Origin of the sequence: Rummeliibacillus sp. TYF005 (assembly GCF_003844195.1) — a bacterium.
Classification (GTDB): domain Bacteria; phylum Bacillota; class Bacilli; order Bacillales_A; family Planococcaceae; genus Rummeliibacillus.
Genome location: NZ_ML122543.1, coordinates 1 through 15,737, shown reverse-complemented (window position 1 = coordinate 15,737; position 15,737 = coordinate 1). Strand labels below are relative to the sequence as shown.

Annotated in this window: 22 protein-coding genes; 20 read left to right on the top strand and 2 right to left on the bottom strand. The window is 37.0% G+C overall.

Features of this window, described 5'->3' with window-relative positions; all coding sequences use genetic code 11:
* Window positions 1-4 precede the first annotated feature (4 nt).
* From rpsE to CW357_RS03620, 19 genes are all read left to right on the top strand, one after another.
* The gene (gene rpsE, locus CW357_RS03710; RefSeq protein WP_102693559.1) at window positions 5-508 is read left to right on the top strand and encodes a 30S ribosomal protein S5; all 504 of its coding nucleotides are present in this window, start codon (window positions 5-7) and stop codon (window positions 506-508) included.
* A gap of 14 nt (window positions 509-522) precedes the next feature.
* Window positions 523-705 carry a 50S ribosomal protein L30 gene (gene rpmD / locus CW357_RS03705; protein WP_119415288.1) on the top strand — a complete coding sequence of 61 codons (183 nt, stop codon included), beginning with the start codon at window positions 523-525 and terminating at the stop codon, window positions 703-705.
* 32 nt (window positions 706-737) lie between these two features.
* On the top strand, window positions 738-1,178 hold the full coding sequence (rplO, locus tag CW357_RS03700) for a 50S ribosomal protein L15 (protein WP_119415287.1): 441 nt from the start codon (window positions 738-740) through the stop codon (window positions 1,176-1,178).
* Window positions 1,178-2,464: a preprotein translocase subunit SecY gene (gene secY / locus CW357_RS03695; protein ID WP_119415286.1), complete on the top strand. Its 1,287-nt coding sequence runs from the start codon at window positions 1,178-1,180 to the stop codon at window positions 2,462-2,464. Before rplO ends, secY begins: the two co-directional genes overlap by 1 nt.
* Window positions 2,465-2,530: 66 nt before the next feature.
* Entirely contained in the window at window positions 2,531-3,184 is a 654-nt protein-coding gene (locus tag CW357_RS03690) for an adenylate kinase (protein ID WP_119415285.1), read from the top strand.
* 423 nt (window positions 3,185-3,607) lie between these two features.
* Window positions 3,608-3,826, top strand: a complete 219-nt coding sequence (gene infA / locus CW357_RS03685; RefSeq protein WP_038179110.1) for a translation initiation factor IF-1 — start codon at window positions 3,608-3,610, stop codon at window positions 3,824-3,826.
* Between the two features lie 37 nt (window positions 3,827-3,863).
* Complete coding sequence (gene rpmJ / locus CW357_RS03680) at window positions 3,864-3,977, top strand: 50S ribosomal protein L36 (RefSeq protein WP_000868344.1); 114 nt, start codon at window positions 3,864-3,866, stop codon at window positions 3,975-3,977.
* 24 nt (window positions 3,978-4,001) lie between these two features.
* Window positions 4,002-4,367 (top strand): 30S ribosomal protein S13, encoded by a 366-nt coding sequence (gene rpsM, locus CW357_RS03675; RefSeq protein WP_119415284.1) that lies wholly within the window; start codon window positions 4,002-4,004, stop codon window positions 4,365-4,367.
* Window positions 4,368-4,392: 25 nt separating this feature from the next.
* Window positions 4,393-4,782 carry a 30S ribosomal protein S11 gene (rpsK, locus tag CW357_RS03670; RefSeq protein ID WP_119415283.1) on the top strand — a complete coding sequence of 130 codons (390 nt, stop codon included), beginning with the start codon at window positions 4,393-4,395 and terminating at the stop codon, window positions 4,780-4,782.
* Between the two features lie 133 nt (window positions 4,783-4,915).
* Window positions 4,916-5,860, top strand: coding sequence for a DNA-directed RNA polymerase subunit alpha (locus CW357_RS03665; RefSeq protein WP_119415282.1), 945 nt, complete (start codon window positions 4,916-4,918; stop codon window positions 5,858-5,860).
* Between the two features lie 52 nt (window positions 5,861-5,912).
* Complete coding sequence (rplQ, locus tag CW357_RS03660) at window positions 5,913-6,293, top strand: 50S ribosomal protein L17 (protein WP_102693567.1); 381 nt, start codon at window positions 5,913-5,915, stop codon at window positions 6,291-6,293.
* Between the two features lie 389 nt (window positions 6,294-6,682).
* Entirely contained in the window at window positions 6,683-7,528 is an 846-nt protein-coding gene (locus CW357_RS03655) for an energy-coupling factor ABC transporter ATP-binding protein (RefSeq protein WP_124217375.1), read from the top strand.
* Window positions 7,504-8,376, top strand: coding sequence for an energy-coupling factor ABC transporter ATP-binding protein (locus CW357_RS03650; protein WP_124217374.1), 873 nt, complete (start codon window positions 7,504-7,506; stop codon window positions 8,374-8,376). The genes CW357_RS03655 and CW357_RS03650 overlap by 25 nt, the downstream gene beginning before the upstream one ends.
* Window positions 8,373-9,170 carry an energy-coupling factor transporter transmembrane component T family protein gene (locus CW357_RS03645; protein ID WP_124217373.1) on the top strand — a complete coding sequence of 266 codons (798 nt, stop codon included), beginning with the start codon at window positions 8,373-8,375 and terminating at the stop codon, window positions 9,168-9,170. The genes CW357_RS03650 and CW357_RS03645 overlap by 4 nt, the downstream gene beginning before the upstream one ends.
* A gap of 22 nt (window positions 9,171-9,192) precedes the next feature.
* Entirely contained in the window at window positions 9,193-9,942 is a 750-nt protein-coding gene (truA, locus tag CW357_RS03640; RefSeq protein WP_124217372.1) for a tRNA pseudouridine(38-40) synthase TruA, read from the top strand.
* 178 nt (window positions 9,943-10,120) lie between these two features.
* A complete protein-coding gene (gene rplM, locus CW357_RS03635) occupies window positions 10,121-10,558 on the top strand; it encodes a 50S ribosomal protein L13 (RefSeq protein ID WP_119415277.1) in 438 nt (145 codons plus the stop codon).
* A 21-nt stretch (window positions 10,559-10,579) separates the two neighbouring features.
* Complete coding sequence (gene rpsI / locus CW357_RS03630) at window positions 10,580-10,972, top strand: 30S ribosomal protein S9 (RefSeq protein WP_102693573.1); 393 nt, start codon at window positions 10,580-10,582, stop codon at window positions 10,970-10,972.
* A gap of 388 nt (window positions 10,973-11,360) precedes the next feature.
* The gene (gene cwlD, locus CW357_RS03625) at window positions 11,361-12,074 is read left to right on the top strand and encodes an N-acetylmuramoyl-L-alanine amidase CwlD (RefSeq protein ID WP_119415276.1); all 714 of its coding nucleotides are present in this window, start codon (window positions 11,361-11,363) and stop codon (window positions 12,072-12,074) included.
* A 73-nt stretch (window positions 12,075-12,147) separates the two neighbouring features.
* Window positions 12,148-13,209 (top strand): Mrp/NBP35 family ATP-binding protein, encoded by a 1,062-nt coding sequence (locus CW357_RS03620; RefSeq protein WP_119415275.1) that lies wholly within the window; start codon window positions 12,148-12,150, stop codon window positions 13,207-13,209.
* 60 nt (window positions 13,210-13,269) lie between these two features.
* On the opposite strand, the gene gerD is transcribed toward CW357_RS03620, so the two are convergent.
* Window positions 13,270-13,875 carry a spore germination lipoprotein GerD gene (gene gerD / locus CW357_RS03615; protein ID WP_119415274.1) on the bottom strand — a complete coding sequence of 202 codons (606 nt, stop codon included), beginning with the start codon at window positions 13,873-13,875 and terminating at the stop codon, window positions 13,270-13,272.
* A 146-nt stretch (window positions 13,876-14,021) separates the two neighbouring features.
* Between gerD and CW357_RS03610 the strand changes: the two genes are divergently transcribed.
* Window positions 14,022-14,705, top strand: a complete 684-nt coding sequence (locus tag CW357_RS03610) for a KinB-signaling pathway activation protein (RefSeq protein ID WP_119415273.1) — start codon at window positions 14,022-14,024, stop codon at window positions 14,703-14,705.
* A 107-nt stretch (window positions 14,706-14,812) separates the two neighbouring features.
* Here CW357_RS03610 and CW357_RS03605 read toward each other — a convergent pair whose 3' ends face one another.
* On the bottom strand, window positions 14,813-15,415 hold the full coding sequence (locus CW357_RS03605; RefSeq protein WP_119415272.1) for a hypothetical protein: 603 nt from the start codon (window positions 15,413-15,415) through the stop codon (window positions 14,813-14,815).
* Window positions 15,416-15,737: the final 322 nt, after the last annotated feature.

Sequence of the window (15,737 nt, the reverse complement as noted above, 5' to 3'; positions counted from 1 at the left end):
TTTCATGGGTCTTAATATTGACGCAAACAATCTAGAACTTGAAGAACGCGTTGTTACTATCAACCGCGTTGCTAAAGTTGTAAAAGGTGGACGTCGTTTCCGCTTCACTGCACTAGTTGTAGTTGGAGATCGTAATGGCCATGTAGGTTTTGGTACTGGTAAAGCACAAGAAGTACCTGATGCAATTCGCAAAGCTGTTGAAGATGCGAAGAAAAACCTTATTGAAGTTCCACGTGTTGGTGGTACTACACCTCACTTAGTAATTGGAAACTTTGGTGCAGGCCATATTATGATTAAACCTGCTGCTCCTGGTACAGGTGTTATCGCTGGTGGTCCAGTACGTGCCGTACTTGAACTTGCTGGTATTACTGATATTCTTTCTAAATCTTTAGGTTCAAACACACCAATCAACATGGTACGTGCGACTATTAAAGGTTTATCTGAATTAAAACAAGCTGCTGAAGTTGCAAAACTTCGTGGTAAATCAGTAGAAGAACTACTAGGTTAAGGGAGGGAAATAACATGTCAAATAAACTAGAAATTACCCTCACTAAAAGTTTAATTGGTGCTAAACCAGCACAACGTAAAACTATCGAAGCATTAGGTTTACGTAAAATGCATCAAACTGTTGAACATGCTGACAACGAAGCTATTCGCGGTGCGATCACTAAAGTTGCTCATTTAGTAACAGTTACTGAAAAATAATTTTAAATTTAATAACAAGGAGGTGCCATCTAATGAAACTTCATGAGTTAGAACCAGCTACTGGTTCACGTAAAGAACGTAACCGTGTAGGTCGTGGTATTGCGACTGGTAATGGTAAAACTTCTGGTAGAGGTCAAAAAGGTCAAAAATCACGTTCAGGCGGCGGTGTACGCCCTGGATTTGAAGGTGGTCAAAACCCTATCTTCCGTCGTTTACCAAAACGTGGATTCACTAACATTAACCGCAAAGAATACGCTATTGTAAATCTTGATGCGTTAAATCGTTTTGAAGAAGGCACAGAAGTTACACCAGCTTTACTTGTTGAAACTGGCGTTGTGGGTAAAGAAAAAGCAGGTATCAAAGTTCTTGGTAATGGAACTCTTGATAAAAAGCTTACTGTCAAAGCTCATAAATTCTCTGCATCTGCAAAAGCAGCAATTGAAAATGTCGGCGGAAACATTGAGGTGATTTAATGTTTCGTACAATCTCTAACTTTATGCGCGTGAGAGATATAAGAAATAAAATCATTTTCACACTTTTGATGTTGGTGATTTTCCGTATAGGATCATTCATTCCAGTACCAAATGTAGACGCTGAAGTATTACAACAAACTGATCAATATAGCTTGGTTGGTTTCTTGAATACTTTCGGTGGTGGAGCACTTAAAAACTTCTCTATTTTTGCGATGGGGATTATGCCTTATATTACGGCATCAATTATTGTTCAACTGTTACAAATGGATGTTGTGAAGAAGTTCACCGAGTGGTCAAAACAAGGTGAAGTTGGGCGTAAAAAAATCGCTCAATTTACACGCTATTTTGCAATTGTACTTGCATTTATTCAATCAATCGCTATGTCTTACGGTTTTAACCGTATGTACGGCGGTTCATTGATTAGAGAAGAAGGCGTAATGACTTACTTAACAATTGCAATCGTGTTAACTGCTGGTACAGCGTTCTTATTATGGCTAGGTGAACAGATTACAGAAAAAGGTGTTGGAAATGGTATTTCCATTATTATCTTCGCTGGGATCGTTGCTGCGTTACCTACAACAGTGAACCAAATTTATGCTCAGCAATTTGAAGATGCTGGTGAACAATTATTTATCAACATTATCAAACTTGTAATTATTGCATTAGCAGCTCTAGCAATTGTAGTTGGAGTTATTTATGTTCAACAAGCGAATCGTAAAATTCCAATTCAATATGCAAAAGGTTCTGGTGCACAACGTGGTGCTCAACAATCGCATCTTCCATTGAAAGTCAATTCTGCTGGGGTTATCCCGGTAATCTTTGCTGTTGCATTTCTTGTAACACCTAGAACGATTGCTACTTTCTTTGAAGATAATAAAATAACTGGATTTATTGAAAGAACGTTTGATTATTCTCAACCACTTGGAATGATCATATATGTAGCGTTAATCGTTGCGTTTACGTATTTCTATGCATTCGTTCAAGTTAATCCAGAAAAAGTTTCAGATAATCTTAAGAAACAAGGTGCTTATATTCCGGGCATACGTCCAGGTAAAAGTACACAAGATTATTTAACTTCTGTTTTATATCGCTTAACATTTGTAGGTGCTATTTTCTTGTCAGTTGTGGCAGTTCTTCCAATCTTGTTTATCAATATTGCAAATCTTCCATCATCTGCACAAATTGGTGGTACTAGTTTGCTAATCGTAGTTAGTGTTGCACTAGAAACGATGAAACAATTAGAATCTCAACTTGTAAAACGACACTACAAAGGTTTTATGAAATAAAAGTCGGTTTTTTGGAACGTTATTCGTTCCTAAAAACCTTCATACTAATATTTGGGGGCAGTCCGTATGAATATCGTTTTAATGGGTTTGCCTGGTGCTGGTAAAGGTACTCAAGCAGATAAAATTATTGAGAAATACGATATCCCTCATATTTCTACAGGCGATATGTTCCGTGCAGCTATTAAAAATGGTACGGAATTAGGACTTAAAGCTAAATCGTTTATGGATAAAGGTGCCTTGGTACCTGATGAAGTAACGATTGGTATCGTTCGTGAACGTTTAAGTCAACCTGATTGTGATCAAGGATTTCTATTAGATGGTTTCCCACGTACTACTGGTCAAGCTGAGGCTTTAGATGGAATTCTAACTGATCTTGGAAAACAAGTAGAACATGTTATTAACATCGAAGTAGAAAAAGAAGAATTGGTCAAACGTTTAACAGGTCGTCGCATCTGTAAAGTATGTGGCTCTTCCTATCATCTAGTTTTCAATCCTCCTAAAGAGGAAGGAAAATGTGATAAAGATAGAGGAGAACTTTATCAAAGAGCAGACGATAATCCGGAAACGGTCACTAACCGTCTGGAAGTAAATATCAAGCAATCTCAACCGTTACTTGATTTTTATGGTAAGAAAAATGTTTTAACTAACATTAATGGTCAGCAAGATATCAATGATGTATTTGCTGATATTGATGCTCTATTAAAAGGCAACCGCAACTAATACCCGATGAAGTGCGCAGATATCTGCAATCGCGGGAGTATGTGGTAGCATAGCGAAAATTCATTTTCGAGAGCTGCAAAAGCATATTGTACCCGGTCTATGCACTGAAGAATTATTTGTATCTTAGGGATACCATATATATCCTTGATGCATTCTTTATTCTGAAAGGGTATAATGAGTTTCGTGGAAAAGTATCTGTGTAAACGGGTATGCAGGATCTCATCCAGGGTAGCCGGGGAGCGTGTGAGAATCAGGTAAACCCTGCATCTATATATCTTGGTTCGAGAAGCGAAGCCTGATGAGCGTCTTTCGAACATCTCTCATACAAACCAAACATATGTTGAAAAGTAGTAAAACTTGCAGCGGATTCCGAAAGAATTTGGCGATAGTTCATGAATTGCATATAGAAGGGAGACAGGGTCGATGGCGAAAGACGATGTAATTGAAATCGAAGGCACAGTTGTTGAAACTTTGCCAAACGCGATGTTTAAGGTAGAATTAGAAAATGGTCATACAGTTCTTGCACATGTTTCAGGCAAAATTCGTATGCACTTTATTCGCATCTTACCTGGAGATAAGGTAACAATTGAGTTATCTCCATATGACTTAACTCGCGGTCGTATCACATACCGTTTTAAATAATCTTTTGCACTCCGGACCACTAAGGAGGTTAGGTTAGATGAAAGTGAGACCATCTGTGAAACCGATCTGCGAAAAATGTAAAGTTATTCGCCGACGCGGTAAAGTAATGGTAATCTGTGAAAATCCTAAACACAAACAAAAACAAGGATAATTCCCAAGGAGGTGTACATCTTACATGGCACGTATTGCTGGTGTTGACATTCCACGCGAAAAACGCGTTGTAATTTCATTAACATACATTTTCGGTATCGGTAACACTACTGCTAAGAAAATTCTTGCAGATGCAGGTGTTTCAGAAGATACTCGTGTTCGCGACTTAACAGAAGACGAACAAAACAAAATCCGTGAACAAGTTGACAAATACAAAGTAGAAGGTGACTTACGTCGCGAAACTTCTCTTAACATTAAACGCTTAATGGAAATCGGTTCTTACCGAGGTATGCGTCACCGTCGCGGTTTACCAGTACGCGGACAACATTCTAAAAACAACGCACGTACTCGTAAAGGTCCTCGTAAAACTGTAGCTAACAAGAAAAAATAATAGGTAAAGGAGGTTTATTCTTAACATGGCACGTAAACAACAAACTCGTAAACGTCGTGTGAAAAAAAATATCGAATCAGGTATTGCACACATCCGTTCTACATTTAATAACACAATTGTAACCATTACAGATATGCAAGGTAATGCTGTTTCTTGGTCTTCAGCTGGTGCACTAGGTTTCAGAGGTTCTCGTAAATCTACACCATTCGCTGCACAAATGGCTGCTGAAACTGCTGCTAAAGCATCATTAGAACATGGTTTAAAATCTTTAGAAGTAACTGTTAAAGGTCCTGGTGCAGGTCGTGAAGCTGCTATCCGTGCACTTCAAGCTGCAGGTTTAGAAGTTACAGCTATTAAAGATGTAACTCCAGTTCCTCATAATGGTTGCCGCCCACCAAAACGTCGTCGTGTATAATAGTTGCAACTCTTGTTTGTATTGAGTACACTTTTTATACACAAATGGATAATATTTTTTAAATGATTGATTGACATTCGATTTAAATGGAAATAATACCATATATTCGATGTTTTGAAGGAGGGTAAATTGAATGATCGAAATTGAAAAACCAAAGATTGAAACCGTAGAGATCAGTGATGATTTAAAATACGGCAAATTTGTTGTAGAACCACTTGAACGTGGGTATGGAACTACTTTGGGTAATTCACTACGTCGTATCCTTCTGTCTTCTTTACCAGGAGCTGCTGTAACTTCAATTCAAATTGACGGCGTACTACACGAATTCTCTACTATTGAAGGCGTTGTAGAAGATGTTGCATCAATTATATTGAACATTAAAAAGCTAGCTTTGAAAATCTACTCTGACGAAGAAAAAGTCATTGAAATTGATTTTAAAGGTGACGGGGTTGTAACTGCTGCGGATATTACGCATGACAGTGATGTAGAAGTATTAAACCCAGATCTATATATTGCAACAGTTGCTAATAATGGTCATCTTCGTATGCGTATGTATGCGCAACGTGGACGTGGATACACTCCAGCTGATCAAAACAAACGTGAGGATCTTCCTATCGGCGTGATCCCGATCGACTCTATTTACACTCCAGTTTCACGCGTCAACTACACAGTTGAAAATACTCGAGTTGGACAATCTTCTGACTACGATAAACTTTCACTTGATGTGTGGACAGATGGCAGCATCGGTCCAAAAGAGGCGATTTCGCTCGGAGCGAAAATATTAACCGAGCACTTAAATATCTTCGTTGGTTTAACAGATGAAGCAAAAACTGCTGAAATCATGGTTGAAAAAGAAGAAGATCAAAAAGAAAAAGTTCTAGAGATGACTATTGAAGAACTAGATCTTTCTGTTCGTTCTTACAACTGCCTAAAACGCGCTGGTATCAATACTGTTCTTGAACTTGCTAACAAGTCTGAAGACGATATGATGAAAGTACGCAATTTAGGACGTAAATCATTAGAAGAAGTAAAAGCGAAGTTAGAAGAGCTTGGTTTAGGGTTACGAGAAGAAGACTAAGCGACTATAAAGATATGAAAGATCAGTAATTGAACGAAGGAGGGAAACATCCATGGGTTACAGAAAACTTGGACGTACAAGTTCTCAACGTAAAGCTTTGTTACGTGATTTAGCAACTGACTTAATCATTAACGAGCGCATTGAAACAACAGAAACTCGTGCGAAAGAATTACGCTCAGTAGTTGAAAAAATGATTACTTTAGGTAAACGCGGTGACTTACACGCTCGTCGTCAAGCTGCAGCATTTATCCGTCATGAAGTAGCAACTTCAACTGATGCTGAAGGTAATGAATCTACAGTTTTTGCACTTCAAAAATTGTTTGATGATGTAGCACCACGCTACGCTGACCGTCAAGGCGGTTATACTCGTATTATGAAAATGGGACCTCGCCGTGGTGACGGTGCACCTGTTGTTGTAATTGAATTAGTTTAATTATAACGATTGGGAGAGGGTGTACTTGTTCACAACAATATGAACTTACACCCTCTTTTTTTCAAAAAGAAGATTTATACGACAAATTTAAAAGCTGAGCGTTATGATGAGCAGACATAAGTGCTGTCTCGTTTAGCTCTACGCACCCCATTCACGTTTAAGGTCTGAGCAACCTTTGAACGGGAGATATCCAATTAGCGCGTTTCTCTGAATGGGGTGCGCGCTTTTTTATTTTTATTTTGATAATTTTTAAAATTCGACTTTAGCCTTATTGGACAAAGTCGTATTTTTTTTAAGAAACGTTATTTCCAACTAGTAATCATACATAAAACAGTGTAAGTTATAGAAGAGTAGAGCCTAGGATAGTCTAGCGAGAGGAGTTAAAACAAATGCATGAAATTCTATCACTGAATAATGTGACTTATACATATGCACCAGAAGAACCTCAAGTGAAAAATGCAGTAGAAGATGTTTCTTTCCATGTAGCAGAAGGTGAGTGGATTGCTATTGTAGGACACAATGGATCGGGTAAATCCACTATTGCGAGACTTATTAACGGTCTCCTTTTTCCTCAGAGTGGAACTGTGAAAGTGATGGGGAAAGTATTAAATGAAGAAAATTTATGGAATTCTCGTTCTCAGATGGGAATGGTGTTCCAAAATCCTGACAATCAATTCGTAGGTGCTACTGTACAAGATGATGTAGCATTTGCTTTAGAGAATAATGGCATACCTTATAAAGAAATGGTTCAACGTGTGCATGAAGCATTAAAACAAGTCAAAATGGATGCTTTTTTAAATCATGAGCCGCAGCACTTATCTGGTGGGCAAAAGCAACGTGTTGCGATTGCAGGTGCGCTTGCATTGCAACCGCGATTGCTTATATTGGATGAGGCAACATCTATGTTGGATCCTCAAGGACGTCAAGAAGTCCTTTCAGTTGTAAGAGCATTACGTGAGAAAACAGGGCTGACGGTCTTATCAATCACCCATGATTTAGAAGAAGCTATTATGGCTGATCGTTTAATATTTATGAATGGTGGGAAAAAGTTTGCTGAAGGTACCCCATCTGAAATTTTCGCATTAGGTGATCAATTAGTTGAACTTGGTTTAGATTTACCGTTTGCGATGAAGCTTACAAAACTTTTAAAAGCCGAGGGTGTACAACTTCAAGGTGAACATATGACGGAAGAACAGTTGGTGAATGATTTATGGATATCGAACTTCAAAAAGTAAGTTTTGCATATGCGCCGAATACTCCTTTTGAGAAAAGGGCGTTATTTGATGTAGATTTAACTATTCCTTCAGGTAGTTATCAAGCGATTATCGGCCATACCGGTTCAGGCAAATCGACGATATTACAGCATTTAAATGCATTATTGAAACCAACAGATGGATCAGTACGCATTGGTGATAAAACAATTAATGCTGGTAAGAAAGAAAAAGATCTACGACCAGTACGTCAAAAAGTAGGTATTGTCTTTCAATTTCCAGAGCATCAATTATTCGAAGAAACTGTACTAAAAGATATTATTTTTGGACCTATGAATTTTGGTGTACCAGAACAAGAAGCTATTAAGAGGGCACATACTTTATTACAGCTTGTAGGTCTTCCAGAATCAGTTCTTGAGAAATCACCTTTTGACTTATCAGGCGGTCAAATGCGTCGAGTTGCTATAGCTGGTGTTTTAGCAATGGAGCCAGAAGTGATTGTTTTAGATGAGCCAACCGCAGGGTTAGACCCAAGAGGCCGTATGGAGATTATGGAATTGTTCTATCAGTTGCATCAAGAAAGACATTTAACAACCATTCTCGTAACGCATAGTATGGAAGATGCAGCACGTTATGCAGATCATATTGCAATTATGCATGAAGGTCGTTGTGTATTAACGGGTAGTCCAGAGGAGATCTTTAGTGACGCAGAGCAATTAGCCAATTATCGTTTAGAACTGCCTCATATAGTCCATTTTCAACATCAATTTGAAAAGAAAATAGGTCGTAAGCTTCCAAATGTTTGTTTAACTGAAGAAGAGTTGGCAAAGTCAATTGCGCAATTGCTACGAGAGGAGCGTGATTGTCAATGATGGATAAAATGATTTTTGGACGTTTCATACCAGGAGATTCGTTTGTTCATAGATTGGATCCACGCTCGAAACTAATATTTGTATTTGCCTTTATCATTGTAGTTTTTTTAGCGAATAATACGCCTACATATATAGCGCTATTCGCCTTTACATTACTAATCATTTTAATGTCTCGGATTAAATTATATTTTTTAATTAATGGATTAAAGCCTATTATAATCTTGATGGCCTTTACCTTTTTATTGCATATATTCTTTACAAAAGAGGGACCACTAATCTTCGAATGGAAGTTTATCCATATTTACGAAGAAGGTCTTAGACAGGGTATATACATTTCAATTCGTTTCTTAGTTCTGGTTTTTGTAACATCAGTCTTAACTTTAACGACCTCACCTATTTCGATTACTGATGGGATGGAAGTGCTTTTTAATCCTCTTAAAAAGTTAAATCTTCCAGTACATGAATTAGCATTAATGATGTCGATATCTTTACGTTTCATACCAACATTGATGGATGAGACAGACAAGATTATGAAAGCACAGATGGCAAGAGGTTCCGATATTACCACGGGTCCTGTTAAAGAAAGAATAAAAGCGGTAGTACCATTACTAGTGCCCCTCTTTGTTAGTGCATTTAAACGAGCAGAAGACTTAGCTACTGCTATGGAGGTTCGTGGTTACCGTGGAGGGGAAGGAAGAACCCGTTATCGCCAGTTGAAATGGCGATTAGGAGATACTTTAGCACTTCTCTTTATCGTGGTAATGGCAGCTATATTAGTGTACTTGCGTAGTTAAAAGAAATAGGAGATTGCTTAATATGAAAAGAAGAATCAAAGCTACAATTGCATATGACGGTACTAATTTCTCAGGATATCAAGTGCAACCGAAGCAAAGAACTGTACAAGAGGAAATTGAGAAGGTACTTACAAAAATGCATAAAGGCGAAATTGTTCATGTGACAGCTAGTGGTAGAACAGATGCTAGAGTACATGCAACGGGACAAGTCATTCATTTTGATACTACATTGTCTATTCCTGTTGATCGTTATGCCCGTGCGCTAAATGTGCAATTACCTCAAGATATTCGTATATTGAAAATAGAAGAGGTTTCTGCTGATTTTCACGCACGTTATAGTGTACATGGGAAAAGATATCGTTATATTTGGTCTTGTGAGGATATACAGAGCCCATTTAGGAGATTTTATGTTACACACACTAATGGGATGAAGCCAGATGTTGCAGCAATGGAGGAAGCAGCACAGTATATCCTAGGGACACATGATTTTTCATGTTTCTGTGCCGCAAACACAAGCGTAAAGGATAAAGTACGTACAGTCTCTTCGTTAACATTCGAGTGGCATGGAGAAGAATTGCATATGGTTATTGAAGGAAATGGCTTTTTGTATAATATGGTACGTATTATTGCTGGTACATTATGGGAAGTTGGGATTGGCAAGCGTAAGTCTGCACAATTAGCTGAGATTATTGCTTCTATGGATAGAGGAAAGGCCGGCAAAACTGCGCCAGCACAAGGTTTATACCTTGAAAATGTGCATTATGAAGATTGAAGCAACATTTCCAGGCGTTTTTTGTGAAATACTTGACTTACATTGCTATATGTTGTAAGATGACATATGGTATTTTCATTACCCCACAAGATAAGCCCCGAATCTTACTTTTGAGGATAAAGAAAACAATTGGAACAGAGTAATAGAAACAATTTGAAAATTGTAGGAGGATACTAAAATGCGTACAACATTCTTGGCTAAAGGTCACGAAGTAGAACGTAAATGGTTAGTTGTAGACGCTGAAGGCCAAACTCTTGGTCGCTTAGCTTCAGAAGTAGCTGCTCTTTTACGTGGTAAACATAAAGCAATCTATACACCAAACGTTGACACAGGTGATCACGTTATCATTCTCAATGCTGATAAAATTGAGTTAACTGGTAACAAATTAAAAGGTAAAATTTACTACCGTCACACTCAATTTGCTGGTGGTTTAAAAACTCGCACAGCAGGCGAAATGAAAGAAAAATACCCAACTCAAATGTTGGAATTAGCAATCAAAGGCATGCTTCCTAAAAACTCTTTAGGTCGTCAAATGTTCAATAAACTACATGTTTATACTGGTTCTGAACATCCACATGCTGCACAAAAACCTGAAGCTTACGAGCTTCGCGGATAATAATTAGAGGAGGATACAACCTTGGCACAAGTTCAATATATCGGCACTGGTCGTCGTAAAAGCTCAACTGCCCGCGTACGTTTAGTACCAGGCGAAGGCAAAATCGTTATCAACAACCGCGACGTTGAAAACTACGTCCCATTCGCATCTTTACGCGAAGTTATTAAACAACCATTAGTAGCAACTGAAACTCTTGGTAGCTATGATGTTTACGTAAACGTAAATGGTGGTGGCTTTACAGGTCAAGCTGGCGCAATCCGTCATGGTATCGCTCGTGCGTTACTAACAGTTGACCCTGATTTCCGTCCAGCACTTAAATCAGCAGGTTTACTTACTCGTGACCCTCGTATGAAAGAACGTAAAAAATACGGTCTTAAAGGTGCTCGTCGTGCACCACAATTCTCAAAACGTTAATATTTCTTATATATATCAGCGTTTTCAAACCCTTTCTCGTTTTCTCGAGAAAGGGTTTTTTGCGTTTTAAAACCAATTGGGTGTTCATAAGGTACTTATATTTGTAAGTGAATGGTAAAAGCCTTTTTAATCGATTGAAGTAAATATAGATGATTTTCTATATTGAATAGAATATATAGTATCTCCTTTTTACAAAGAAAAAACGCATAGTCGTTAAAAGATATTCAGAATATAACTGATACTTATCAAATAATATATATTAAAGTTGATTTGCTTATGTATTTCTATCAATTAAAGTTGGCTAATATCATGGATAGAGGTTCATTAAATGAAACGGTATATACACTCTCAATCTGGCATATGTTAGTGTAAAAGGTGGTGTCTATGATTGAAACGTTGGCTCATATGGAGTGTAGTATTAGTAGCTTGTATACTACTAGTTGTTTATGAAACAAAAGCATCTAATCGTGGTTTCTTCATTTCAGAAACTTTAGGAGGAGTCAAAATTGCAATAGATGCTGGTCATGGCGGAATTGATGGTGGGGCTTCTACGTCTGAACTAATTGAGAAGGATGTAACACTGGCTATTTCAAAAAACGTGGAAAAGCTATTAAAGAAAAAAGGTGCAACAGTGATCATGACGCGCACAAAGGATGAGGATGTAATTGCAGAGCATAAGCCTGATGCAGACTATTCAACACTTAGGGAAAGAAAAAAAGAAGATATTTTCTTAAGGGAAAGAATAGTAAATGAGGCCAAGCCGGATCTTTTCCTGAGCATTCATGCAAATGCTATTCCACAATCAAAGTGGCGTGGTGCTCAAGTATTTTATCATAAGGACGGCCATCCGGCGGGCGAACTTTTAGCTAAAGCGATTCAAAGTTCTATAAAAGAGAATCTAAAGAATACTGATCGTGAAGCATTAGCTATAAAACAAGTGTATTTACTGAAAAAAGCTACAATGCCATCAGTTCTAGTAGAAACGGGCTTTTTAAGCAATCCAGAAGAAGCGGAATTACTGTCTTCATCAGATTATCAACAAAAAATGGCAGAAGCAATAGTAGAAGGGATTGAGCGTTACTCTGATTCGATTGTAGAATGAGTAGCGTATTAATACCTTTTTGAAAGCGTTATGATATACTAAAATCGAAATCATAATTGAAGGAGTGTCTACAGTGATTAATGAACAACAAGTTCGAGAATTAGTTGGAGCATTAAAAGATCCTTTTTTACATAAAACATTAACAGAAACTGGCGGTATTGTTGAAGTTTCTATTAAGGAAGAGAAAGAACATGTTAGTGTAAAAATTGCGATTGCAAAGACAAATACACCCGAACAACTTACGCTTCAAATGGAAATAGTAAATGTATTAAAAGGTGCAGGATGTAAAACTGTCGGTATTCGATTCTCAGAACTCTCACCAGAAGCTATTGAAAAATTCCGTGGTACTGCAACTCGTGCAGATGCACAGGATTTATTGTCACCATTGAATAAAGTCAATTTTATTTCAATTGCATCTGGTAAAGGTGGCGTTGGTAAATCAACTGTTGCTGTAAACTTAGCTGTAGCATTATCTCGATTAGGTAAAAAAGTGGGTCTAATCGATGCAGATATTTATGGCTTTAGTGTTCCTGATATGATGGGTGTACAAACTATGCCTGTTGTTAAAGAAAATCGCATTATTCCAGTTGAACGTTTTGGTGTCAAAATGATTTCAATGGGATTTTTCGTGGAAAATAATGCACCAGTAGTATGGCGTGGTCCAATGTTGGGTAAAGTATTAGATCAATTCTTCCGCGATGTAGAATGGGGAGACCTTGATTATTTACTATTAGACTTACCACCAGGTACAGGTGACATAGCTTTAGATATTCATCAAATGTTACCTGAATCAAATGAAATCGTTGTTACTACTCCACACCCTACAGCAGCATTTGTAGCAGCTCGTGCTGGGGCAATGGCGATAAAAACTGAACATAACATTTTAGGTGTTATCGAAAATATGTCTTGGTTCCAATCTGAAGTATCAGGGGAACGAGAATATGTATTTGGTCAAGGTGGAGGTCCTAAACTAGCGGATGAGCTTCGTACTGATCTTCTTGGACAAATTCCTTTAGGTCAACCAGATTGGAATGAAGTTGACTTTGCTCCATCTGTATATGCTAAAAATCATCCAACAGGACAAACATATTTAGAGATTGCACAACGTGTAATTGATAAATTAGATAAAGAATAATGATAAAAAGGATGTATCTTAAAGTGAAGGTCACTTTAGATACATCCTTAAATTTTTTACTTATCCTTGTCCTTGTCCTTTTTCTCCAGAAGAACTACCTCCGCCGCCACCACCGGATTGTGATTTTTCATCACCAGTTTTTTCACCCGCAGATTGAATGAGTTTCGTCCATTTTTCTTGCATTAAAGGGCTATTGATAACCTCGACAATTACTTTCTTTAATTCCTCTTTTGAGTTCGATGATTTCATAATTTTTTCAAGCTGTTTTTGCATATCGGGCTGTGAGAAGAATTGTTCTAAGTCTTTTTGGAAAGTATCATCTTTCATCAAATCTTTCATCAGATTTTGCTGTTCTTTTTTCATGCTTTTTGCAAAGGTTTCACGGAACTTAGGATCTTCAAATTGCTTTTTCCAATATTCTTCAGCTTTTTTAGACATCAACGTTTCTTGAACAGCTTTGTTCACGTCATCATGCTCTAAAACAAGTAAATCCTTCATCGTTGGATCTTCTAATAACTGTCGAATCACTTTTTTACCTTCCTCTGTTTGTAAGGCATCAAGTGTTGACTTCTTTATATCATCATAAGATTGGCTCTGTTGGGGGGCAGCGGAACAACCAGATAAAATAACAAATAGAAGTGTAATAATAATGTGCTTTTTGTACATATTGCTTCCCTCGCTTTAGCGTAGTTGTTTCAATTATTGTTCACAATTCTTAATGGAATATGTATGAAATGCGGTGATAAATAGATTTTTTCGAAATTCGTTGATAGAATGGAACAAGAACTTGAAAAAACGGAGGCAGTTTAATCGTGACGATACGAAATTGGTTTAAATTTGCTTTAAGAGCCCTCATTATTGGTGGCGTTGTCACTGGATTGATGAGCTTGATCGTACGTTGGGGAGATTTTTATGCTCAACATGTTTCAAATGGTGAATGGGGAGAGGCTCTTTTCGGTTTACTGTGGTTTGTGTTCCTAGGCTTTACAATGAGTATGGTTTGTCAAATGGGGTATTTTGCATATTTAACAGTCCATCAAATCGGTGTTAATATTTGCCGCTCATTGACTTTATGGAACTGGGTACAATTATTATTGATGCTCGTGGCTTTAGTCGATGTTGTTTTATTCCGTTTTAAGCCATATGCACATAACGCTAGTGATTGGCTTCTTTACATAGGTTTATTGCTATTATTGATTGTAATTGCTACTTTAACTGCTATTAAGAAAGTGAAAATGACTGGTAAAAAGCATATTTTAATTTCCGCATTATTCTTTATGATTTTTGTCAGTATAATTGAATGGCTTATTGCATTATGGGTACGTTCATCTGGAGGTAACGAGTACATTACATTGTTATTATTCCCGATTCTTGCTGTTAATGCATTTCAACTTCTTGAATTACCGAAGTATAATGCGAAGTCAGCTGAGGATTTAATGAAAAGAGAAGAACGTCGGGCTACTCGAAGAAAATTAGAAGGAAATAAGGCAAAGTAAAATAAAAAGGCTGTTTCATAACGAATGATTGTTATGAGATAGCCTTTTTTATTATCCCAAATATCTTGTAACATTTCTAAATGCTATGAATAATATGGGAGGGCGGGTTAAGGATAGCTCTTCGTTTTGAGTGAATATCCAAATATAGTTTCTTCAATCGATTGGAATGAATTATTTTGGATTAATTGATTAATGTTTTGCAATTTTATCCTTTCTTCTTGATGATAGGGTATAGATACTATGTCACCATGTACTAGCTTTAACTTGCTATTGTCAGTTTGTATTTTAGAAGCGCCAAGCATATTAATTTGTTCTTTCCATAATACCTTTATAACGTCTGGTGAAAAAACATAATCCTTTGTTCTAAACCAAAGAGGCGGCTTTTTCATAATTGAGTTAAAAGTACTGATATCTTTTTTTAGTTGAGAAGGATTTGCCTCATAGAACTCACTGCTTTTTCCTAGCAAGCCTATTGGGATGTTTTTTGTTTTAATCATTTTTACTAGTGTTGGAGATCTCTCTAATAATTCGGGATCTACCATTAGTAATGGATACGGTGCTTCTACTTCGTTTAACCATTCGATAAATTTTGCATCAGCATAAGATAAATCAATAGTTAATGACATACCATAGTTGCCTTTTGTAATAATATTAGGTTCGTTAGTTAAACGAAAAACCTCTGATATTGTACCTTTTGAAGGTATAAACATTAACAATAAAGCCATCATAATAAGAGTTGATATAATTATTCTTTTAATCAGAACACTCACCTCGTCAATATATATATGATTGGAAAATGTTATTTAAAACTTTTTTGATATAAAGTGTTGACATATATATATAAACAGCGTATAGTTATCAACGTTAACTCGTAATGAGAAAACAAATTAAAAAATATAAACTTATAAATCCTAAAAAAGTTCTTGACTTTTGAAAATGGATATGATAAGATATATAAGTCGTTAAAATGACGACACGATATGAACCTTGAAAACTGAACAAGCAAGATGTTAATCAATAAACTTTGTTTTT